Origin of the sequence: Rhizobium sp. BT-226, assembly GCF_025847085.2 — a bacterium.
In the GTDB taxonomy this organism is placed as follows: Bacteria; Pseudomonadota; Alphaproteobacteria; order Rhizobiales; family Rhizobiaceae; genus Rhizobium; species Rhizobium sophorae.
On record NZ_JAOYTI010000001.1, the window covers coordinates 233796 to 252824 of the forward strand.

24 protein-coding genes and 2 tRNA genes are annotated in these 19029 nt (G+C 58.4%); 14 read left to right on the forward strand and 12 right to left on the reverse strand.

Features of this window, described 5'->3' with window-relative positions; translation table 11 throughout:
• Positions 1-158: 158 nt before the first annotated feature.
• The 3 genes from OIU37_RS01350 to OIU37_RS01360 all read left to right on the forward strand — a co-directional run bounded on the left by OIU37_RS01350 (position 159) and on the right by OIU37_RS01360 (position 1777).
• Positions 159-737 (forward strand): cold-shock protein, encoded by a 579-nt coding sequence (locus tag OIU37_RS01350; protein ID WP_007628623.1) that lies wholly within the window; start codon positions 159-161, stop codon positions 735-737.
• 2 nt (positions 738-739) lie between these two features.
• The gene (locus tag OIU37_RS01355) at positions 740-1228 is read left to right on the forward strand and encodes a DUF192 domain-containing protein (RefSeq protein WP_264255126.1); all 489 of its coding nucleotides are present in this window, start codon (positions 740-742) and stop codon (positions 1226-1228) included.
• Between the two features lie 240 nt (positions 1229-1468).
• The gene (locus tag OIU37_RS01360) at positions 1469-1777 is read left to right on the forward strand and encodes a hypothetical protein (RefSeq protein WP_264255127.1); all 309 of its coding nucleotides are present in this window, start codon (positions 1469-1471) and stop codon (positions 1775-1777) included.
• Positions 1778-1901: 124 nt separating this feature from the next.
• On the opposite strand, the gene OIU37_RS01365 is transcribed toward OIU37_RS01360, so the two are convergent.
• A tRNA-Pro gene (locus tag OIU37_RS01365) sits at positions 1902-1978 on the reverse strand.
• Positions 1979-2619: 641 nt separating this feature from the next.
• Between OIU37_RS01365 and OIU37_RS01370 the strand changes: the two genes are divergently transcribed.
• Positions 2620-2925 (forward strand): ETC complex I subunit, encoded by a 306-nt coding sequence (locus tag OIU37_RS01370; protein ID WP_003539138.1) that lies wholly within the window; start codon positions 2620-2622, stop codon positions 2923-2925.
• A gap of 55 nt (positions 2926-2980) precedes the next feature.
• Positions 2981-3057: transfer RNA gene (locus OIU37_RS01375), tRNA-Arg, on the forward strand.
• A gap of 280 nt (positions 3058-3337) precedes the next feature.
• On the opposite strand, the gene OIU37_RS01380 is transcribed toward OIU37_RS01375, so the two are convergent.
• Together OIU37_RS01380 and OIU37_RS01385 are read right to left on the reverse strand one after the other, a co-directional pair.
• Positions 3338-4567 (reverse strand): RDD family protein, encoded by a 1230-nt coding sequence (locus tag OIU37_RS01380; RefSeq protein ID WP_264255128.1) that lies wholly within the window; start codon positions 4565-4567, stop codon positions 3338-3340.
• Between the two features lie 186 nt (positions 4568-4753).
• Positions 4754-5086 (reverse strand): hypothetical protein, encoded by a 333-nt coding sequence (locus OIU37_RS01385; protein ID WP_264255129.1) that lies wholly within the window; start codon positions 5084-5086, stop codon positions 4754-4756.
• 75 nt (positions 5087-5161) lie between these two features.
• Between OIU37_RS01385 and OIU37_RS01390 the strand changes: the two genes are divergently transcribed.
• Positions 5162-5383: a hypothetical protein gene (locus OIU37_RS01390; RefSeq protein WP_180695240.1), complete on the forward strand. Its 222-nt coding sequence runs from the start codon at positions 5162-5164 to the stop codon at positions 5381-5383.
• Here OIU37_RS01390 and OIU37_RS01395 read toward each other — a convergent pair.
• Positions 5377-5667 (reverse strand): DUF982 domain-containing protein, encoded by a 291-nt coding sequence (locus OIU37_RS01395; RefSeq protein WP_171602307.1) that lies wholly within the window; start codon positions 5665-5667, stop codon positions 5377-5379. The genes OIU37_RS01390 and OIU37_RS01395 overlap by 7 nt on opposite strands.
• Before the next feature lie 41 nt (positions 5668-5708).
• Between OIU37_RS01395 and OIU37_RS01400 the strand changes: the two genes are divergently transcribed.
• Positions 5709-5909: a hypothetical protein gene (locus OIU37_RS01400; protein WP_171602308.1), complete on the forward strand. Its 201-nt coding sequence runs from the start codon at positions 5709-5711 to the stop codon at positions 5907-5909.
• Positions 5910-6075: 166 nt separating this feature from the next.
• Complete coding sequence (locus OIU37_RS01405; protein WP_003559012.1) at positions 6076-6255, forward strand: hypothetical protein; 180 nt, start codon at positions 6076-6078, stop codon at positions 6253-6255.
• A gap of 124 nt (positions 6256-6379) precedes the next feature.
• On the opposite strand, the gene OIU37_RS01410 is transcribed toward OIU37_RS01405, so the two are convergent.
• Together OIU37_RS01410 and OIU37_RS01415 are read right to left on the reverse strand one after the other, a co-directional pair.
• Positions 6380-6691: a hypothetical protein gene (locus tag OIU37_RS01410; protein ID WP_264255130.1), complete on the reverse strand. Its 312-nt coding sequence runs from the start codon at positions 6689-6691 to the stop codon at positions 6380-6382.
• 158 nt (positions 6692-6849) lie between these two features.
• Entirely contained in the window at positions 6850-7302 is a 453-nt protein-coding gene (locus OIU37_RS01415) for a DUF3597 domain-containing protein (protein ID WP_171602309.1), read from the reverse strand.
• 469 nt (positions 7303-7771) lie between these two features.
• Between OIU37_RS01415 and OIU37_RS01420 the strand changes: the two genes are divergently transcribed.
• On the forward strand, positions 7772-8413 hold the full coding sequence (locus OIU37_RS01420) for a hypothetical protein (protein ID WP_264255131.1): 642 nt from the start codon (positions 7772-7774) through the stop codon (positions 8411-8413).
• A gap of 62 nt (positions 8414-8475) precedes the next feature.
• On the opposite strand, the gene OIU37_RS01425 is transcribed toward OIU37_RS01420, so the two are convergent.
• From OIU37_RS01425 to OIU37_RS01440, 4 genes are all read right to left on the reverse strand, one after another.
• On the reverse strand, positions 8476-9249 hold the full coding sequence (locus OIU37_RS01425; protein ID WP_162118789.1) for an amino acid ABC transporter ATP-binding protein: 774 nt from the start codon (positions 9247-9249) through the stop codon (positions 8476-8478).
• 35 nt (positions 9250-9284) lie between these two features.
• Complete coding sequence (locus tag OIU37_RS01430) at positions 9285-10439, reverse strand: amino acid ABC transporter permease (RefSeq protein WP_171602311.1); 1155 nt, start codon at positions 10437-10439, stop codon at positions 9285-9287.
• A gap of 1 nt (position 10440) precedes the next feature.
• A complete protein-coding gene (locus OIU37_RS01435) occupies positions 10441-11643 on the reverse strand; it encodes an amino acid ABC transporter permease (RefSeq protein ID WP_171602312.1) in 1203 nt (400 codons plus the stop codon).
• Positions 11644-11746: 103 nt separating this feature from the next.
• A complete protein-coding gene (locus tag OIU37_RS01440; RefSeq protein WP_168308789.1) occupies positions 11747-12772 on the reverse strand; it encodes an amino acid ABC transporter substrate-binding protein in 1026 nt (341 codons plus the stop codon).
• A gap of 362 nt (positions 12773-13134) precedes the next feature.
• Here OIU37_RS01440 and OIU37_RS01445 point away from each other — a divergent pair, with 362 nt between their 5' ends.
• The gene (locus OIU37_RS01445; RefSeq protein ID WP_264255132.1) at positions 13135-14325 is read left to right on the forward strand and encodes a cystathionine beta-lyase; all 1191 of its coding nucleotides are present in this window, start codon (positions 13135-13137) and stop codon (positions 14323-14325) included.
• 31 nt (positions 14326-14356) lie between these two features.
• Here the strand turns inward: OIU37_RS01445 and OIU37_RS01450 are convergent, their stop codons facing one another.
• Positions 14357-15511 carry an FAD-dependent monooxygenase gene (locus OIU37_RS01450; RefSeq protein WP_264255133.1) on the reverse strand — a complete coding sequence of 385 codons (1155 nt, stop codon included), beginning with the start codon at positions 15509-15511 and terminating at the stop codon, positions 14357-14359.
• A 27-nt stretch (positions 15512-15538) separates the two neighbouring features.
• Entirely contained in the window at positions 15539-15784 is a 246-nt protein-coding gene (locus OIU37_RS01455) for a zinc-finger domain-containing protein (RefSeq protein WP_003539274.1), read from the reverse strand.
• 145 nt (positions 15785-15929) lie between these two features.
• Here OIU37_RS01455 and OIU37_RS01460 point away from each other — a divergent pair, with 145 nt between their 5' ends.
• The 4 genes from OIU37_RS01460 (at position 15930) to OIU37_RS01475 (ending at position 18668) form a co-directional block, all read left to right on the forward strand.
• Positions 15930-16715 (forward strand): alpha/beta fold hydrolase, encoded by a 786-nt coding sequence (locus OIU37_RS01460; protein ID WP_240603380.1) that lies wholly within the window; start codon positions 15930-15932, stop codon positions 16713-16715.
• A 128-nt stretch (positions 16716-16843) separates the two neighbouring features.
• Positions 16844-17677, forward strand: coding sequence for a serine O-acetyltransferase (gene cysE / locus OIU37_RS01465; protein WP_003539276.1), 834 nt, complete (start codon positions 16844-16846; stop codon positions 17675-17677).
• Positions 17678-17817: 140 nt separating this feature from the next.
• Positions 17818-18021: a DUF3126 family protein gene (locus OIU37_RS01470; protein ID WP_003539277.1), complete on the forward strand. Its 204-nt coding sequence runs from the start codon at positions 17818-17820 to the stop codon at positions 18019-18021.
• 275 nt (positions 18022-18296) lie between these two features.
• Positions 18297-18668, forward strand: a complete 372-nt coding sequence (locus OIU37_RS01475; protein WP_240603379.1) for a phasin family protein — start codon at positions 18297-18299, stop codon at positions 18666-18668.
• The last annotated feature ends 361 nt before the right edge of the window (positions 18669-19029 follow it).

The following is a 19029-nucleotide window of genomic DNA, read 5'->3' on the forward strand; positions in this document are numbered from 1 at the left end:
GAACCGAGGTCAGCTTCGGGCAAGTCATCTTTATAAAATGTGCAGCTGGGAATAACCGAAAACTAGGACTTGCGCTTATCCGTTACCAAGATGTTAATCTTGATTTCAAGAATCAGTTAACCGTAACAGTGTGACGCGTATTCGAGGGGCTGGCGACAATGGCTGATAGGATTTCATCGAACGAATACTCCGACCTCGACGAGCTATCGGGAGAACCGGTCGATCTTGTTGAAATCACCGGCGTCGTCAAGTGGTTTGACGTCGCCAAGGGTTTTGGCTTCATCGTGCCCGACAACGGCATGCAGGATGTTCTCCTGCACGTGACCTGCCTGCGCCGCGACGGCTACCAGACGATCCTCGAGGGAACACGCATCGTCGCCCTCATTCAGCGCCGCGAGCGCGGCTACCAGGCTTTCAAGATCCTTTCGATGGACCAATCGACCGCGGTTCATCCCTCGCAACTGCCGCCGGTGCGCACCCATGTGCAGGTCACCGCGACGAGCGGGCTTGAGCGTGCGCTGGTCAAGTGGTTCAACCGCACCAAGGGCTTCGGCTTCCTGACGCGTGGCGAGGGCACGGAAGACATCTTTGTGCACATGGAAACACTCCGCCGTTTCGGCCTGACGGAACTGCGCCCCGGCCAGGTGGTGCTCGTCCGCTTCGGCGACGGCGAAAAGGGCCTGATGGCCGCTGAAATCCATCCCGACGTTCCGAGCCCGGCAAGCCGGTCGCACTGAACATGCGCGGCCTAATCCTATTTGATGTCATCAGAAGCGCCATCTTGGCGCTTTTTTTCATGGTCGCGCTGCCGGCGTTGGCTGACGAGGAGATACGGTTCGACAAGGAGCCACTGCTCATCCAGACCGCTGCGGGCAAGGTGCTGCATTTCACCGTCGAAATCGCCTCGACCCCTGATCAGCGCGCCCGCGGCCTGATGTTTCGCAAGACGATGGCCGATGATGCCGGCATGATATTCGATTTCGACCAGCCGCGGCGCGTCACCATGTGGATGGAAAACACCACCCTGCCGCTCGACATGCTTTTTGCCGACGACACCGGCACGATTCGCCACATCAAGGAAAACGCGACGCCCTATTCGCGCGACATCATCGATTCGACGGTCGCGGTGAAATACGTCGTCGAACTCAATGCCGGCATCGTCACCAAACTGGGAATCAAGCCGGGCGACAGGATCGTTAGCGCCACGACGACGAAGAAGGCGAAGTGACGGCGCGTACGGCCGCTTCGCATGTGCCAAGAATATGCGTTCCTATTCCTCCAGGCTGGAGTTGTTGCCACCCACGGCAATGCGTGCATCCTCAATAAATGCCTTTGCGCAGCGTCGGACAAGCTGGCTAAAGATCGGCCTGACGTCTACGTCGGTTATGAGCGAGTGAGTTATGAAGGTATCCCTGAAAGCCTTTATAAACATGCGCCGGCATCTTCTCAAGGATATTAGGAGGTTAGGGTGACAAAACGCGTAAGTATTGTCTGTCTAATAGGTTTCATCCTCTGTTTGCTTGGCGTGTTTACCCTAGGTATTTTCAGTGGGGGTGTGGAATATATGCATGGGTTCGTCAGGCATGCATACGGTATTATTTGGACGCTTCTTGCTATACTGTTCCTGCCGGGCGTCATGAGTTATTTATTTTCGCGGTCGTGGCGGGAGTTTCGTAAGGATAAAGCCAATAGAGAATTCGTGCGCAAGAATCCCTTGTTGTCATTTTTTATTTGGCGCGAAATCAGGGACGAAGGGATAGACGATGGGCAGCATTAGCATAAGCGGTGTGTTGGAATTTGCGCCCACGGCGGCAAGTACTCTCGCAGTGCTCCCACTAAGCCCGTTGCCGGCGTGATCGCGGCGATACCAAATTCAATATTAAATTCAGTGGGAAAGGCAATGGTCGGAGTGGAGAGATTCGAACTCCCGACCCTCTGGTCCCAAACCAGATGCGCTACCAGACTGCGCTACACTCCGTGCCGTGAATGGCAGGGGAGATACACGGTTCACTTCGCCGTCGCAACCATAAATCCAGCTCTGGCTGAAGATTCCTCGCCGGACCTGTGGATGCAAGACAGAAAAATCTTGATAGGTCGCCAGCCTGCTTGCCGGGCGCACGAGTTCGGTCTGCCTGGCGCAATTGTACGTCAGCACAAGGCTACCTTAGCCGCGGGCGATCAGGCCGATATATTGGGCGTAGCTGATGGCAACGTAGAAGAAGGCCGTGATGCTAGCGCCTATCACAATGGCATTGAACTCCGCCGAACGTCTCATCATGAGCTGCAAATCCACTGAAATCGATTGAGCCGTAAACTAGTGCCGAGGGAAGGCAGCGGCAATCAGGTTGTGATCACAACATGAGACAATCGGTAATATTGCGAAATCCGGCCGGCAGTCCCCGGATTTGAAGGGGAGGCGATGTTGGCCGTCATGCGAATGGAGTTGGCAGCTGCGTCGCACACCGCCTTTTTTCTTGAAAAAGCGAGGATTCGCGGCTAAGCAAAATTCATCTCTTGGCATTATCGTCAGCGATGAAGCCAAGGCCCGAGAGCGGGCCGGCAACGGGATAGAGACCAGGAAAGGCGGGCGTTGCCCGCATAGTCGGAGACGCTGCAGTCATGTCTGCCAAGATCTATCGTCCAGCCAAGACCGCCATGCAGTCCGGCAAGGCCAAGACCCATCTCTGGGTGCTTGAATACGATCAGGAGTCGGCGCGCAAGATCGATCCGATCATGGGCTACACTTCCTCGGGTGATATGCGCCAGCAGGTGAAGCTCACCTTCGAAACGCAGGAACTGGCCGAAGCCTACGCCCAGCGCAACGGCATCGAATACCGCGTCATCGCACCGAAGGATCCGGTCCGCCAAGTCGTCGCCTATCCGGACAATTTCCGCTATACCCGCACGCAACCCTGGACGCATTGAGATTTCTGGTCCAGATATGCCATCCGGTCGCGCTCGTGAGACGCGGCCGCCGGACGGCCCCTTAGCTCAGCTGGATAGAGCACCTGCCTTCTAAGCAGGTTGTCGCAGGTTCGATTCCTGCAGGGGTCGCCACCATCTTACGCAGCGCCAGATACGTCTGGACAGCCTCCAAGATTACCGGACCCCACGCCCACATACGTCTGGCCTCTCGGTCCGCCGGGAGATCCGGCGTCGCTTCTGGCAGATCGACAGCTTTATCCGCGCGACGGCCTGCGTTACAGCCGCCTGTGTTTACGCGCGCCGTCCGCTGGGAGCACCCGCTGAACATTGTCGATATTACATCCACAATGAGCACAGGAAAGGCTAGATCTTGCCGAGGCTTTATGGGCAATAACACGGCATTTCGATATGCTCAGTTTGCCGTCCCGAACATTGCTTGCACGAACTTGTCCTTCTCGGCCGATTGCGCGGGTGAATTACCCCTTGCGAACATCAGTGTCCTCCATGCGTCACGGCCGGCAACGACAATGGTCACCTCGACGTTGGCGTCATTGAAGTTTACGGACTTTCCTGTGGCTCGCAGAGCGGGTATCCCCTGAACGGTGACTGGCTTCCATTCAGTGGTGATGCTGATGTCTGAGGCGACCGCCCTCTTGATCGCATCCGCATAGGCGGCGGGCTCGATTCCTTCGGACGGAAACTGCTCGTAACCGAGTATAGCCTCGGCGAGTAGGTCGTTGGAGGCGAAGTAGAAAGCTCGGCCGCTATTGGTGGTCATTTCCTTCGCCTGCCAGGTCTTTCCGATGATTGCTGGTTTCTTCGTCACCGGGTTGACCCATGTCTGGGTGCCGGCGAGGTTTCTGGAGGCCTCTTGATCCTCGACTCGCAGGACGATGTGGCCCGTGAACAGGGCCATGACGACCACGATCGCCGTTCCAAGCCGCATCTTCGACGGATTGGCGACGACCGGAGGATTGCCTTCGTCGTAGCTTGCGGTCTTACCTTCCGCGAGGCGGCGGTATTGGTGGATTTGCGTGAAGAGGGCGACGAAGGGTATGCCGAGACCCAGGCCGGCGACCCACACCTTGAACTCTCTACCGAGAAAGAAGCCGATGCGGCTGCGGTCAACGGGAACAGGTACGCGCACACCGACGATAGCCTTGCCGGGCGTATAACCCGTTGTGATCATGCACAGGGCGAGGAATAGGGTGACGAGCGGTAGCAGAAGGAGACCGAATAGGCCGGTGTTCATCGTGACAATCTGTAAGTAGACGTCCGGCGCATACAAGGCCGCCAGAAGGACGGTACAGAACCCGAGTAGCGGCGCAAATATGAGATTGTCGATGAACCTCGCCCAGAAACGAGGCCATGGTCGAGACGTGATGACCACGCCTTGTCCGCCTACACGCGGTTCGAAAGCGGGCGGTGGTCCCTTCGAAAGCTGGACGACAGGCAAAGGTGGCGGCGCAACGAAGGCTGACGCAAACTCTGGATGTTCGGTGGCTCGTTGCCATGCGTCCATCCCCTCATGCCACAGGTAGGTTTCGCTTGTGATCTGCCCGCTTTCGATGAGTTCTCGAAGTTCGTCTTCGCCAACAGGACCCTTTTGATTCTGTTCGACCGCATAATACCACTCTGCCATGCTCTAGCCCCCATGCCCTCGACGGCAACAATTAGCAAGAGCGTAGGGCGTCGTAAAGTTGCAGCAAGACGACAAGGCAAACGCCGATCGCAATGCCGGTACACAAACATCGGCTCGTTGCCACCTTAAACGACTTTGGGCGGACGGCTTGCGAGCCTAACACCGCAAGCCGACGCGTAATCCTGTTTAGCGACCTTGAAAGATTTTGATCAACTTCGGAGTGGGCCGGTGGCGTTTGATATCAACGACGTCGTCATAGGTGGCGCGACCGGAAGCGATCGCTGCGATAAATCGATTGCAGCCAACGCGCGCAGCGTCTTTGTCCGAGGTGTTTGTCAAAAGGCCGAAGTTGCGAGTGGTCCTTCCATCGAAGCCCCTCACGCATTCTTTGACGGCTTCACTTCTCGCTCTCGAGCTGCCCTGCAGCAATGTGACGAAAGCATCATAGTCCTGACGCGTCGGCGTGCAGGCAGTGAGCAATCCCATGGCAATCAATACTGTTGCGGTACCGGCGCGCATTCTTATATTATTCCCTTAATTACCCATTGATCGGCGTTTGATGTTTATTTCGATTCGTGTGACGCGGGAAAGACCATGCGCGAAATTGCGAAGGTCGATCAGAAGACAGAAATGTCTTGCTTCAAACGCGCTTTGAAAAGGGCGAAGCCAGGAAGATGCGCGCGGCTCGATTCGGCAGTCGTTCCGTTATTCGCCGAAGTTCAGGAACGCGGTGCCCATATCTGTTCGAGCGGCGGATTTGCACCTCGAGCATTTCCGCAAATTCTTCTCTGGAATCTGCTCGAGCGATCTCAGTGAACGACCGAGAGGTAGCGGATGCCGGCTTCATCAGCCGCTCTGATCAGCGCTTCCCGCGCGGCGTCCGGGGGCGTGGTTCCGCGGATGGCGTCGAGGCATGTCCTCACCGCCACGACATACTCCTCGCCATCATCGCCCGGCCATTCGGAGATGAGTATGGTGGCTGCGTCGCCGAGGGTTCTGACGACGCTGTATTTTTCCTGGCCGCTCATGAGGATCCTCAGCGCGGGAAACTGATGCGATGTGTACCGATTCATGACATTTGGTCCTTGCATCATAAACATATTAGTAACTCTGCAAGAAGTGTTCCAACCGGAGCTGCAGCATGTTCATCCTCTATGAATCGGCAAAAGCCATCGGCAATGCCTCTCCAGCCAGGAAGCCGGGAACTTGTTTTAAACACATTGCCGTCTTATTGATTCATCTATCGAAATTGCTTGTCGAGCTTGGTTTGCGCCCTGGCGTCCCAGCTGATCTTTCCTTTCAAAATCGATTTCTGCGCCGTCCGGCAGCAGCCGGAGGGTGATTGTCATGCCGGTTGAGGGGGGATCGTCATGAACGCAGTCAATTCTTTGATCGACACAAGCCTCCCGCCCACACCCATCGTCGCTGCCTGATATGCCTTCGGTCTTTGACCGCGGATGTCAGTGGCGGCATTCCGGCTGGGTTTTCCAGCCATCGAGGAGAATTTCATGAGCAAGACCAATGCAGAGGCACTGTTGCGCAAAGCGCAGCGCCAGGTTGCCAATACCAGCGGCGGTGGCCATCTTGGCGGCACCAACTTCGGTCAGGGCAACGATGCCAAGACCTCGTCCGGAAGCGGCAATCGCCCGGCGGGCAAGGGCCGCCCGCCAGCTGGCGGCAAACGCTGACTATAACGCCGCGCGTCTTTCCGATTTAAGGAACTATGCAGAGGTCGCAGCATCGCGATTGAGGACAGCCCCGCCAAAATGGCGGGGTTTCTGTTTGATAGGCCTCTGAAGGGCTCCGCTCTTTTCAGCGATCCAGGAAGTGATCGAAGTAGACCTTCGGGATAGGATAGGCGTAGACGCCTGTGTCGACGAAGCTGCGTCTATAGAGGCAATTTCTGAGCGCCGCGTTGTAATGCAGGCTTTGCGGATCCGGCGAGCCGCGCCGCCATGAGCTTGCCTCCGGCACGCAGCGTTGAAGCGCCTTGTCGTATCGAGCCAGGAGGACCGGGTCGGTATCGACCCGAATGCCGCTATAGGATTGATAGTTTGAAGGGGATTCTGCGGCCGAGATACAGCCCAAGCTCAGTGCAAGACCAACGACTGCCATCAATCTCATCGGATTTAATTCTCCATGATCGATTTTTGAAGTAATCGAGCGCGACGTTATTGGTTCCAACGCCTGCGGGCAAGCGGACTCCTTGTTCCCTCCGCATCGGCGCGAGACCTTGCCGGGTGGCTGCCGTCGTAGAAATGGCGGCAGCCATCCGCCGTTGATTAATCCAGGAGATCGGCCGGGACCGTGCCGCCATTTTCCGAAAGCCGCTTCATCAGCGCCTTGTGCAGCCACATGTTCATTTTTGCGGAATCGTTGGTGTCGCCGGTATAGCCGAGTTCAGCGGCAAGTTCCTTGCGCTCGGTCAGGCTCGCATCCATCCCGACGGCTTTCATCAGGTCTACGATCGAGCGGCGCCAATCGAGTTTCTGACCGCTCTTCTTTACTGCCGCGTCAAGGATCGGGACGATATCGACTGTCCCTGTGCTGGCTGGCGCGGTGGCCGTGGGGACCGGCTTGCTCTGCGGGGCAGGGGCCGCAGGCGCCGCACTGGGGGCTGCCGACGGTGAGGCAGGCGCTTGCGCCGGCTCTGTCTTCGGCGCGCCGGCAGCAACGGGTTCGGCCGCTTTCGCCTCTCCGAAGATTGCATGTTTGATCTTGTCGAAAATGCCCATTCTAAACCTCCAGTTCCATCAGATGAGAAACATTCTGAAACATGGACTTCCCGCTTGATATATCCAGGCGGAGAGGGAGTTATTTTTAGCATGTTCAATCGTTGGTGGAAAAGCCGACGCCCGCGACAGCTGTGGTCGATCTCAAGGAAAAGCTGCCATCGGATTTTCGCCGCCGGCTGAAGATTGCTGGCGCCATCGGAGGGAATACTTCAGCAAGCCTCCGACTGTCAGCGGACATGCCCGCTTCTGGCACAGTCGGTCGAGCAATTCGGAATTCAATAACCGTGAAACATCATTGCACGCCGCCAAGCCGACTTGCCGCGCCACGTTGTGAAACATTCGTCATCTCTTCACGTTGCCTTGCCATGGACGTCCTGTAGCTGCAGGCGTCCGGTCAATCGAAGGTACGCGCGTTCCTCGATTTTCGACTGCCGGGCAGATGGTTCGGCGGAATGAAACGGAGGAAAATATGACCCATAACCACAATAGACTGTCCTTTGCAGTGCTCGCATCTACCTGCGCCCTCCTTGCCATGCCGGCAAGCGATGCGCGTGCGATCGATGTCGGCGTGTCGGTGAATGCAGGCAATGCCGTCAGCGCCGATGGCGGGGCTTCGATCGGCAGTGGGAACGGCATCAGCGCCGATGCCAATGCTTCCGTCGGCGGCTCGAACGGCGTCAATGCCGATGCAATCGCCAATGCCGGTGGTGGCCGGGGCATCGATGCCGATGTCAATGCCAGTGTCGGCAACGGTCTCGATGCAGACGCCAACGCCAGGATCGGTGGCGGGCGCGGCGTCAATGCCGATCTCAATGCGCGCACCGGCGGTTCTGATGGGCTCGATGCCGACGCCACGGCCTCGGTCGGCAGCGGTAATGGCGTCGATGCCGATCTCGCCATCGGCAGGGTAGATGAGGCAGGCACCGGGAGACCCGCGGCCGACCGCAGCCTCAGCGCATCGCAGATCCAGACCCTGGAGGCTTTTCGGGCGAGGCCTGTCAATGAGCAGCGCAAGATGCTCGTCCGTTGCGCCGATATCTCCGGTTCAGGCGGCTCCGATTCCGGTCTTGCCGGTCTCTGCAGTCTGCTGCAGGCGACAGCTTCCCGCTGAACGCGAAAGACCCGCCGAACCGGAAGGCGCGGCGGGTCCTTTAAAAGCTTCAGCTCTCTGCCTCAGTGCAGGATCTGGCTCAGGAACAGCTTGGTGCGCTCGTGCTGCGGATTGTCGAAGAACTCGGCCGGCGAATTCTGCTCGACGATCTGGCCCTGGTCCATGAAGATGACGCGGTTGGCGACCTGGCGGGCAAAGCCCATTTCGTGTGTGACGCAGAGCATGGTCATGCCTTCCTCGGCAAGACCCACCATGGTGTCGAGCACTTCCTTGATCATTTCGGGATCGAGCGCCGAGGTCGGCTCGTCGAACAGCATGATCTTCGGGTTCATGCAGAGCGACCGGGCGATCGCCACACGCTGTTGCTGGCCGCCGGAGAGCTGGCCCGGATATTTGTTGGCCTGTTCCGGGATCTTGACCCGCTTCAGAAAATGCATGGCCACTTCTTCCGCCTGCTTCTTCGGCATCTTGCGGACCCAGATCGGCGCCAGCGTGCAGTTTTCGAGGATCGTCAGATGCGGGAAGAGATTGAAGTGCTGAAACACCATGCCGACTTCGCGCCGTACTTCGTCGATCTTCTTCAGATCGTTGGTCAGCTCGGTGCCGTCGACGATGATCTTGCCCTTCTGATGCTCTTCCAGACGGTTGATGCAACGGATCATCGTCGACTTGCCCGAGCCCGACGGCCCGGCAATGACGATGCGCTCGCCGCGCATGACTTTCAGGTTGATGTCGCGCAGCACATGGAAATCGCCGTACCACTTGTTCATGTTGACGATCTCGACCGCCACTTCCGTTGCGGAAACGGTGAGCTTTTTCGCTGGAGCTTCAGCCATGATTGTTTTCCCTCATTCTTATCGTTTTAGCGTTCTTATCGTTTGTGGCCGGTATCGAGATGGCGTTCCATGAAGCCTGAATAGCGCGACATGCCGAAGCAGAACAGCCAGAAGATGAAGCCCGCGAAGATGAGACCCGTGATCGGCGTGACGGAGCTTGCCCAGTTGGCATCGGAGAAGTTCAGCTTGACGATGCCAAGCAAGTCGAACATGCCGATAATGGTGACCAGCGACGTGTCCTTGAACGTTCCGATGAAGGTGTTCACGATGCTCGGGATGACTAGCTTGATGGCCTGCGGCATGATGATCAGCCGGGTCTTCTGCCAATAGCCGAGGCCAAGCGAATCTGCGCCTTCGAATTGTCCCTTCGGGATCGCCTGAAGGCCGCCGCGGATTACTTCCGCCATATAGGCCGACGTGAAGATCGACACGCCGATCAGCGCCCGCAGCAATTTGTCCACGTTCCAGCCTGTGGGAAGGAAGAGCGGCAGCATGACACTTGCCATGAACAGAACGGTGATCAGCGGAACGCCTCGAATGACCTCGATGAAGGTCACGCAGAGCATCCGGATGACAGGCATCTTCGAGCGGCGCCCCAACGCAAGCAGAATGCCGCAGGGTAAGGAGACGGCAATACCGACAAAGGACAGGACGAGCGTCACCATCAACCCGCCCCAGAGTGGAGTCTCCACCACTTCGAGGCCGAAGCCACCGTGAAGAAGCCAGAAGGCGATGACCGGCAGGACGGCGAACAGAAGAATGGCGTTCAGACCTTTGCGCGGCGCCGACGGGATCAGCATCGGAACCAGCAGCAGAATGAACAGGATCCCGACGATCGCCGGCCTCCAACGCTCACCGAGCGGATAGCGGCCGAAGATAAACTGATCGTACTTGGCGCTGATGAAGGCCCAGCATGCACCACTCCAGCCGTCAGGCTGGATGCCGCCTTGGATCGTCGTCGCGCAGAATGTGCGGTCCGGCCCGGACCATACGGCCTGGATGAACAGCCAGTTGACGAGCTGCGGCACGGCCCATGCGATGAGCGCAAGGGCGAGGATCGTCAGGATCACGTCCTTGGGCGTTGCCAGGAGATTGCGGCGTATCCACGCGACGGCTCCCCTCTCGCCGGGCGGCGGCGGTTCGGCGGCAAGGATGGACGTTCTGACGAAGGGTTTATCGGCGACCGACATCTTATCTCTCCACCAGTGCCATCTTGGCATTGAACCAATTCATGAACAGCGACGTGAGAATGCTCAAGCTGAGATAGACGATACCCCAGATGCACACGATCTCGATCGCTTGACCGCTCTGATTGAGGATCGTGCCGCCGACGGCAACAAGATCCGAGAAACCGATCGCGATGGCGAGTGAGGAGTTCTTGGTCAGGTTGAGGTACTGGCTCGTCAGCGGCGGGATGATGATGCGCAGCGCCTGCGGCACCACGACAAGTCTCGTCACGCTCGACGGATGCAGCCCCAGCGCGCCGGCTGCTTCCGATTGTCCCTTTGGAACGCCGCGAATGCCGCCGCGAACGATCTCGGCGATGAACGAGGCGGTATAGAAGGACAGAGCGAGAAACAGCGACATGAATTCGGGGCCGACGACGGAGCCGCCCGTGAGGTTGAATTTTCCGGCAACCGGAACATCGAAGGTGAGCGGAAAGCCGGAGACAACGAAGACCAGCAATGGCAAGCCGACGATCAGCGCGATCGCCGTCCACACGGTGTGGAACGGCTGGCCGGTTGCGGCTTGGCGTTTGTGGGCCCAACGCGTGATGATGATGGTGGCGACAATCGCAATCAGCAGGGCAATGCCGACCGCTATCATGCCTGTCTCGAAGATCGGCTTCGGGAAGGCCAGTCCTCTGTTGTTGAGGAACATGTTGAACGGCAGACCCACCGACTCGCGCGGCTGCGGCAAGACGGAGAGAACGCCGAGATACCAGAAAAAGATGACGAGCAGCGGCGGAATGTTGCGGAAAACCTCGACATAGACCGTGCAGAGCTTGGCAATCAGCCAATTGCGCGACAGCCGGCCGATCCCGATCAGGAAGCCGATGATGGTCGCCGTGAAGATACCGGTCACCGCCACCAGCAAGGTATTCAGAATACCGACGAGAAGTGCGCGCGCATAAGTCGAGTCACTCGAAAAGGTGATCAGCGACTGGCCGATTTCGAAACCGGCGCGACCGCGAAGAAAGCCGAAACCCGATGCCGTATTGCTGCGGGCAAGGTTCACGGCCGTGTTGTGGGCCACCCACCATACAAAGCCCACGAGAACAACGATTGTTAGAAGCTGGTAAAATATGCTCCGGTATTTCGGGTCGTACATTGCCGACCGGAAACTCCAGCCGGTGTCATGCAAAGGTGTCCTATCCACAGCCCCATGCGTCATGCCGCGCCAATCCCCTTGTGCCCGTTTTCGGGCTTTCTTTTTACTTTTTGGAAGATGGGAGGGCGGCTCGGCCGCCTTCCCGGGATTTCATGCCAAAGCTCGATTAACGAACCGGCGGTGCGTACTGGATGCCGCCCTTGTTCCACAGAGCATTCAAGCCGCGTTCGATCTTAAGCGGGCTGCCCTGGCCGATGTTGCGCTCGAAGATTTCGCCATAATTGCCGACGCCCTTGATGACGTTGGCGGCCCAATCATTGGTCAGGCCGAGATCGGTACCAATCTTGGTGTCGGTCTCGCTGCCGAGGAAGCGCTTGATATCAGGGTTCGGCGAGTTCTTCATCTCGTCGACATTTGCCTGGGTGATGCCGAACTCTTCGGCATTGATCAGCGCATAAGCCGTCCAGGAAACGATATCGAACCACTGATCATCACCCTGACGGACGGCCGGGCCAAGCGGCTCCTTGGAGATGATCTCAGGAAGGATGACGTGTTCGTCGGGGTTCTTCAGCGTCAGACGCAACGAATAGAGACCAGATTGGTCGGTCGTGTAAACGTCGCAACGACCGGCGTCGTAGGCCGCGTTGACCTCAGGAAGATTTTCGAAGACGACCGGATTGTACTGCAGATTGTTCGTCTTGAAGTAATCGGCGAGGTTCAGTTCCGTGGTCGTGCCCGACTGTACGCAGACTGCGGCGCCGGAGAGTTCGAGAGCCGACTTCACATTCAGGCTCTTGCGCACCATGAAGCCCTGACCGTCATAATAGGTGACGGGACGGAAGTTGAAGCCGAGTGCGGTGTCGCGATTGATTGTCCAAGTGGTGTTACGCGAGAGAACGTCGATTTCACCGGACTGCAGAGCGGTGAAGCGTTCCTTCGCATTTGTCGGCGTGTACTTGACCTTGGTGGGGTCGCCGAACACGGCCGAAGCGACGGCCTTGCAGAAGTCGACGTCGAAGCCGGCCCAATTGCCGGAAGCGTCAGGTGCGGCAAAGCCGGTAAGGCCGGTATTGACGCCGCACTGAACGAAACCCTTTGCCTTGACATCCGTGAGTGTCGTGGCCGAAGCAGCCGAAGCGCCAAGAGCGAAAACTGCTGCGCCGATCGTTGCGGACAGAAGCTTGTTCTTCATTTTTTCCCAACCTTTTCCGTTGTCTTGTATTTTCTTGTGGGAAGTGCCGGCGGAAAAACTCTGCCGCCCCCCATTTTCTCGACACCCTCCCGGCGCGAGTTGTTCTATCACAGTCGCAAATGTCACCAGGGTCAAGTGTCGCGGTCAATAATTGCGGCAAATTTCAGCATTTTGGGAGATTGCGCTGCGTTCGTGGGCACTTGGCTATGAAATAGGCGCCTGATTGCGGAAAAATAACGCGAAAATCGTGGCTTCCACCGCTTCGCTACGTCGCCGGCGATCAACTCCAAGGGGTTGACCTGATATGGCGGGGCGTCCAAAAGTCCGGTTTCGCGTCTCCGTCGCCAAAGGCTATTCCCGACATGAAAGACAAAGACAGCTTGCTGCAGAATGCCGGCATCAACACCCGCCTGACCCATATCGGCAACGATCCTTTCGACTATCACGGCTTCATCAATCCGCCGGTCGTGCATGCCTCGACGGTGCTGTTTCCGAATGCGCGGGCGATGGAGACGCGCACGCAGAAATATACCTACGGAACGCGCGGCACACCGACGACGGATGCGCTCTGCGAGGCGATCGACGCGCTCGAAGGTTCGGCCGGGACGATCCTCGTGCCCTCGGGTCTTGCGGCCGTCACCATTCCGTTTCTGGGTTTCGTCGCTGCCGGCGATCACGCGCTGGTTGTCGATTCGGTCTATGGCCCGACGCGTCATTTCTGCGATACGATGCTGAAGCGCCTCGGCGTCGAGGTGGAATATTACCACCCGGAGATCGGCGCCGGCATCGAGACGCTGTTCCGGCCGAACACCAAGCTCGTTCATACCGAGGCTCCGGGCTCCAACACCTTCGAAATGCAGGATATTCCGGCGATCTCGGCGGTTGCGCACCGCCACGGCGCCGTGGTCATGATGGACAATACCTGGGCGACGCCGGTCTATTTCAGGCCGCTCGATTACGGCGTCGACATCTCCATCCACGCATCGACGAAATATCCGTCCGGCCATTCGGACATCCTGCTCGGAACGGTTTCGGCCAATGCCGAGCACTGGGAGCGGCTGAAGGAAGCAAACGGTGTGCTCGGCATCTGTGGCGCACCCGATGATGCCTACCAGATCCTGCGCGGATTGCGCACCATGGGCCTGCGCCTCGAGCGCCATTATGAAAGCGCGCTTGATATCGCGAAATGGCTGGAGGGCAGGGAGGATGTCGCCCGCGTGCTGCATCCGGCCCTGCCGAGTTTCCCCTCGTACCATCTCTGGAAGCGCGATTTCAAAGGCGCCAGCGGCATCTTTTCCTTCGTGCTTGCCGCCGACGGCCCCGAGAAATCAAAAGCAAAGGCGCATGCCTTCCTCGACGCGCTCAGGATTTTCGGTCTCGGCTATTCCTGGGGTGGCTTTGAAAGCCTCGCTTTGCATGCCTATCTCAACGATCGCAAGGTCGCCAAGGCGCCGACGGACGGTCCGGTCATCCGCCTGCAGATCGGCATCGAGGACGTGGCCGACCTCAAGGCCGATATCGAACGGGGTTTTGCCGCGGCAAGCGCGGTCTGATCAGGCATGCTTCGTCGTCGCTGGCGGCACCTCACGGCAGATCTGCAGCCCGATAGCCGTAGATCCAGTCGAGATCTGCCGCCAGGCTTAGCGGCGGCTTGAGGCCGAGCACGAGATCGCGGCCGATCCGGATCGGCCCTTTCGCATGATAGGCGAATCGGTTGAAGGCGCCGCGCTGGCGTAGCCTCGCAATGCGTGGCGCCCGGTGTTTTTCGAAGCGCGATAGCGCTTCCGCCACGGGACGGTTCGAAAGAAACGCCGCCAGTTCGTAGGCGTCTTCGATTGCCATGGCTGCTCCCTGGCCGGCAAACGGCATCATCGCATGCGCGGCGTCGCCGATCAGAACAGTCTTACGGCCGTCCTGCCAGGAACCCGCGGTGGTTTCGAACAGTGGCCAGAACGTCAGCTTCCGGGGTTTTTCGAGCAGCGAGACGATCGCGGCGTTCCAGCCGGAAAGGCGCGCCCGCAGCTGCGCCCGCTGTTCTTCCGTCGCCTCGCTTTGCCAGGCCTGCGGCGCGATATTGCCGGCGGTGATCGCCACCATGTTGAAGCTGCCGATCTCTCTCAGCGGATAGCAGACGAGATGCGCCGAACCGCCGAGAAAAGCCGAAACGCTTGCCCGGTCGAGGAAACCCGGCGCCTCAGTTTCGGCAATCGTAAAACGGTAGGCGATATTGCCGGAAAAGCGCGGCGATGGGCTGCTCGGAACGAATTGCCGGAGCTTCGACCAGACGCCGTCAGCGCCGATCACAACATCGGCCGTCCGCTCGAAAGGCGGTAGGGTCGAATCTATCCGCACGCCAAGGTGAAGTCGGCAGAGCGGATCGGTCGTAACCGCATCCAAAAGCGCTTTCTGCAATGTGGTGCGGTGGAGGACGCCATAGGGAGCGCCCCAGCGTTCCCGCGCGAATTTGCCGGCCGGCACCGCCGCGAGTTGGCACAGCGATCCCCCCGATATCAGCCGGATCGCGTCCGGCTCGAGCCAGACCTTTGACAGCCCGTCAAGGATACCGAGTTCGGCAAGGATGCGGGAGGCGTTCGGCGAAACCTGCAATCCGGCGCCGATGTCGATGAGTTCGCCCGCCTGTTCGAAAATCTCCGAGCTGATACCCCGGCGCGAAAGCGCAAGGGCAGCGGTCAGCCCCGATATCCCGGCGCCGATGATGGCGGCATGTTCGACCGGCATTATCCGTCCGATCCGGATCTGGACGGGTTACGCCGCCTTCACGTGGAAAACGCAACCGGCCGGATTAGTCTGGCTCGGCTTGAGCGCGGAATTGAAGCGATAGAGCGTCGAGCAGTAGGAACAGACCTTCTCGTTGTCGTCGCCCATGTCGATGAAGATATGCGGATGATCGAAGGGAGCCGAAGCGCCGGTGCACATGAATTCCTTGACGCCGACTTCGATAACGCGGTGACCGCCGTCGTTCTGGAAGTGAGGAATGTTGTGGCCGGCCATGTCGCTCTCCGAATGCTTTGAAATCTGCGCGAACCTTATAAGCCTTCGCCGCAAATGTGTAGAGCCAAACCGCCGCGCCAAGCACAGTTTTTGGCTTCACGATGAAAGGCCGCTCGACTATGGTCGCGCCAAAAAGGAAGGCCCGATGAACCTGAATACGCCCACATTTTCGAGCTTCACCCATGACGGACTGCAGCTCGCCTTCTTCGATGAGGGCGATCCGGCCGGTGTGCCCGTATTGTTGATCCACGGCTTTGCCTCGACCGCAAACGTCAACTGGGTGCATCCGGGCTGGCTGAAGACGCTCGGCGATGCCGGCTACCGGGTGATCGCCATCGACAATCGCGGCCATGGCGCAAGCGACAAGCCGCATGATGCCGAAGCCTATCGTCCATGGGTCATGGCCGGCGATGCGATCGCGCTGCTCGACCATCTCGGCATCCCCGAAGCCAATGTCATGGGCTATTCGATGGGCGCGCGCATTTCCGTTTTTGCCGCACTTGCCAATCCGCATCGCGTCCGTTCACTGGTGCTCGGCGGCCTCGGCATCGGCATGACCGACGGCGTCGGCGATTGGGACCCGATTGCCGATGCGCTGCTGGCTCCCTCGCTGGAGGCGGTGACGCATGCCCGCGGCCGTATGTTCCGCGCCTTCGCCGAGCAGACGAAGAGCGATCGGGTCGCCCTTGCCGATTGCATCCGCGGCTCGCGCGATCTGGTCGCCCGCTCCGATATGACCAAGCTGGACATGCCGACGCTGATCGGCGTCGGCACCAAGGATGATATCGCCGGCTCGCCGCAGGAATTGGCGTCGCTGATGCAAAATGCCGAAGCGCTCGATATTCCGGGCCGCGATCATATGCTCGCCGTCGGCGACAGGGTTTTCAAGCAGGCGGTGCTGGCCTTCTATGCAAGGGTCGCCCATCGCTGACAACATCGTGATGCCGAAAAACCGTGCTAAAAAACCATGGCGACGGCACCCATTTATGTTATTGGCGTTTTCCTCTATATATTGGCATTCCGAAAACGGCATTCCTGCTGGCAGCGAGGAGAGCGGCGATGGTCGCAAAGACTGACATCCGTGCTTTTGACACAGGCCATCCTCTGAAAGTGATGGATCCCATCTGGGACAGCCTGCGCGAGGAAGCCCGGCTCGCCGCCGAACGGGACCCGGTTCTCGCCGCCTTCCTCTATTCGACGGTGATCAACTACCATTCGCTCGAGGAATGCGTCATTCACCGCATCTGCGAACGTCTCGATCACCCCGACATGCAGGCGAACCTGCTTCGCCAGACCTTCGAGGAAATGCTCCTCGACTGGCCTGACTGGAGTTCCATCCTGCGCGTCGATATCCAGGCGATCTACGATCGCGACCCCGCCTGCCTGCGTTTCATGGAGGCGGTGCTTTATTTCAAGGGTTTCCATGCGCTGCAGACGCATCGTCTCGCCCATTGGCTGCTGAACCGCGGCCGGCGTGATTTTGCCCTCTATCTGCAGAGCCGCTCCTCCAGCGTCTTCCAGACCGACATCAATCCGGCCGCCCGTATCGGCAAGGGCATCTTCCTCGATCACGCCACCGGTCTCGTCGTCGGCGAGACGGCCGTCATCGGCGACAACGTCTCGATCCTGCACGGCGTCACACTCGGCGGCACCGGCAAGGAGGGCGCTGACCGCCATCCGAAGATCGGCTCCGGCGTCATGATCGGCGCCGGCGCGAAGATCCTCGGCAATATCGAGATCGGCTATTGCTCACGCGTCGCCGCCGGCTCCGTCGTGTTGAAGGCGGTGCCGCCCAAGAAGACGGTGGCGGGCGTGCCGGCCAAGGTCGTCGGCGAGGCCGGTTGTTCCGAGCCGTCGCGTAACATGGACCAGGTGATCGGCGCCGATATCTGAGCGCCGTTTGGAAACAAGGATAGGAAAAGTCGGCGGGATCCAAGCGGGGAGGGCCATGAGCAAACGGCAACCTTGCCTTTACACCGCTGCATTTCCTGTGCAAGAAGCGGCCAATCAAGACCGCTTACGGAGATGACAGAGTGAAGCCAGAAGAAATCAAGAAGCTCGACGCCTATTTCAAGCGCATGTTCAATCCGCAGATGATCGTCAAGGCGCGTCCGCGCAAGGATGATTCTGCGGAAGTCTATCTCGGCGAAGAATTTCTGGGTGTCGTCTATATCGATGACGAGGACGGCGACCGCTCCTACAACTTTTCGATGGCGATCCTCGACGTCGATCTCTGATCGCGCTCGAAAGCTTCAAAAGGGACCGAACGGCGTGATCCGTTCGGTCCTTTTTTCGTTTTTTCGATTCGGAACGAGAATTTATTCAAAACTTCTGGTTGCGGCATTCTGATATATTTTAGCAAAATCAGTTAAAGACGTACGTGCCCCGGCGCGCGGGCTTTGTTATATTATTGTAATGCAACTAGTGGATGTTTTGCAACGCACAAGACTACTTGACTATTTGTGCATTGCAGCTACCCTGCCGCCACCAACAGCCCAACGGAGGATGGCTCATGTTCAACTTTGACGACGCCAACAAGAAGAGCAAGGAAGCCGTCGACACGGCCCTGAAAACCTATTCCGACACGACCAAGGGGTTTCAGGCGATCGCCGCAGAAGCCACTGAATATTCGAAGAAATCCTTTCAGGACGCGGTGACGCATTTCGAAACGCTGGCCGGCGTCAAGAGCTTCGAAGCCGCTTTCGAGCTGCAGACGAACTACGTCAAGGCGTATTTTGAAGGCTTTGTCTCCGAGACGACGAAGCTCAGTGAGATGTATGCCGATCTCGCCAAATCAGCCTACAAGCCCTATGAGCCTCCGATCGCCGCTGCGGTCGGCAAGACCCCGAAGTCAGTGTCGCCGGCAACGCCTGCTGCCGCATGAGCTGATTTTGGCGGCGCAACCTGCGCTACATATTGAAAAACGAGGACCGGCTACGCATCTGTGGCCGGTCTTTTCGTTTCCGCTTTCGCTGCAGCGCCCGCATGGGATCGGCTAAAGCGCGTCGCAATCTTTCAGATTCGCTCTTCGCGCTTTAGGTCTTTGTTTTTACGCATGTCGTTACCGCAAAACCGCTGCACGGTGTTGCGCGACATGCTTTGGGGACTTTTTTGGTCTTTCCCGTGCATGCCGGCCATTTCTTGATTGCAGTGTCTGACAGGGGGCTTAAAATCAGCCTATTATGAACTAAGTTAGTGTTTCAGATATTCGGCGGGAAAAGCACCCTCCCATGCTCCGCCGGATT

Excerpts from the sequence above, each read along its gene's own strand:
- OIU37_RS01405 (WP_003559012.1), top strand. The coding sequence starts at position 6,076 with ATGAGCAAGACCAATGCAGAGGCACTGTTGCGCAAAGCGCAGCGCCAG.
- OIU37_RS01450 (WP_264255133.1), bottom strand. The coding sequence starts at position 15,511 with ATGCCGGTCGAACATGCCGCCATCATCGGCGCCGGGATATCGGGGCTG.
- OIU37_RS01350 (WP_007628623.1), top strand. The coding sequence starts at position 159 with ATGGCTGATAGGATTTCATCGAACGAATACTCCGACCTCGACGAGCTA.
- OIU37_RS01425 (WP_162118789.1), bottom strand. The coding sequence starts at position 9,249 with ATGGCTGAAGCTCCAGCGAAAAAGCTCACCGTTTCCGCAACGGAAGTG.
- OIU37_RS01410 (WP_264255130.1), bottom strand. The coding sequence starts at position 6,691 with ATGAGATTGATGGCAGTCGTTGGTCTTGCACTGAGCTTGGGCTGTATC.
- OIU37_RS01420 (WP_264255131.1), top strand. The coding sequence starts at position 7,772 with ATGACCCATAACCACAATAGACTGTCCTTTGCAGTGCTCGCATCTACC.
- OIU37_RS01385 (WP_264255129.1), bottom strand. The coding sequence starts at position 5,086 with ATGCGCGCCGGTACCGCAACAGTATTGATTGCCATGGGATTGCTCACT.
- OIU37_RS01455 (WP_003539274.1), bottom strand. The coding sequence starts at position 15,784 with ATGGCCGGCCACAACATTCCTCACTTCCAGAACGACGGCGGTCACCGC.
- OIU37_RS01395 (WP_171602307.1), bottom strand. The coding sequence starts at position 5,667 with ATGTTTATGATGCAAGGACCAAATGTCATGAATCGGTACACATCGCAT.
- OIU37_RS01415 (WP_171602309.1), bottom strand. The coding sequence starts at position 7,302 with ATGGGCATTTTCGACAAGATCAAACATGCAATCTTCGGAGAGGCGAAA.
- OIU37_RS01430 (WP_171602311.1), bottom strand. The coding sequence starts at position 10,439 with ATGTCGGTCGCCGATAAACCCTTCGTCAGAACGTCCATCCTTGCCGCC.
- OIU37_RS01440 (WP_168308789.1), bottom strand. The coding sequence starts at position 12,772 with ATGAAGAACAAGCTTCTGTCCGCAACGATCGGCGCAGCAGTTTTCGCT.
- OIU37_RS01460 (WP_240603380.1), top strand. The coding sequence starts at position 15,930 with ATGAACCTGAATACGCCCACATTTTCGAGCTTCACCCATGACGGACTG.
- OIU37_RS01370 (WP_003539138.1), top strand. The coding sequence starts at position 2,620 with ATGTCTGCCAAGATCTATCGTCCAGCCAAGACCGCCATGCAGTCCGGC.
- OIU37_RS01390 (WP_180695240.1), top strand. The coding sequence starts at position 5,162 with ATGCGCGAAATTGCGAAGGTCGATCAGAAGACAGAAATGTCTTGCTTC.
- OIU37_RS01355 (WP_264255126.1), top strand. The coding sequence starts at position 740 with ATGCGCGGCCTAATCCTATTTGATGTCATCAGAAGCGCCATCTTGGCG.
- OIU37_RS01400 (WP_171602308.1), top strand. The coding sequence starts at position 5,709 with ATGTTCATCCTCTATGAATCGGCAAAAGCCATCGGCAATGCCTCTCCA.
- OIU37_RS01475 (WP_240603379.1), top strand. The coding sequence starts at position 18,297 with ATGTTCAACTTTGACGACGCCAACAAGAAGAGCAAGGAAGCCGTCGAC.
- OIU37_RS01435 (WP_171602312.1), bottom strand. The coding sequence starts at position 11,643 with ATGACGCATGGGGCTGTGGATAGGACACCTTTGCATGACACCGGCTGG.
- OIU37_RS01380 (WP_264255128.1), bottom strand. The coding sequence starts at position 4,567 with ATGGCAGAGTGGTATTATGCGGTCGAACAGAATCAAAAGGGTCCTGTT.
- OIU37_RS01445 (WP_264255132.1), top strand. The coding sequence starts at position 13,135 with ATGAAAGACAAAGACAGCTTGCTGCAGAATGCCGGCATCAACACCCGC.
- cysE (WP_003539276.1), top strand. The coding sequence starts at position 16,844 with ATGGTCGCAAAGACTGACATCCGTGCTTTTGACACAGGCCATCCTCTG.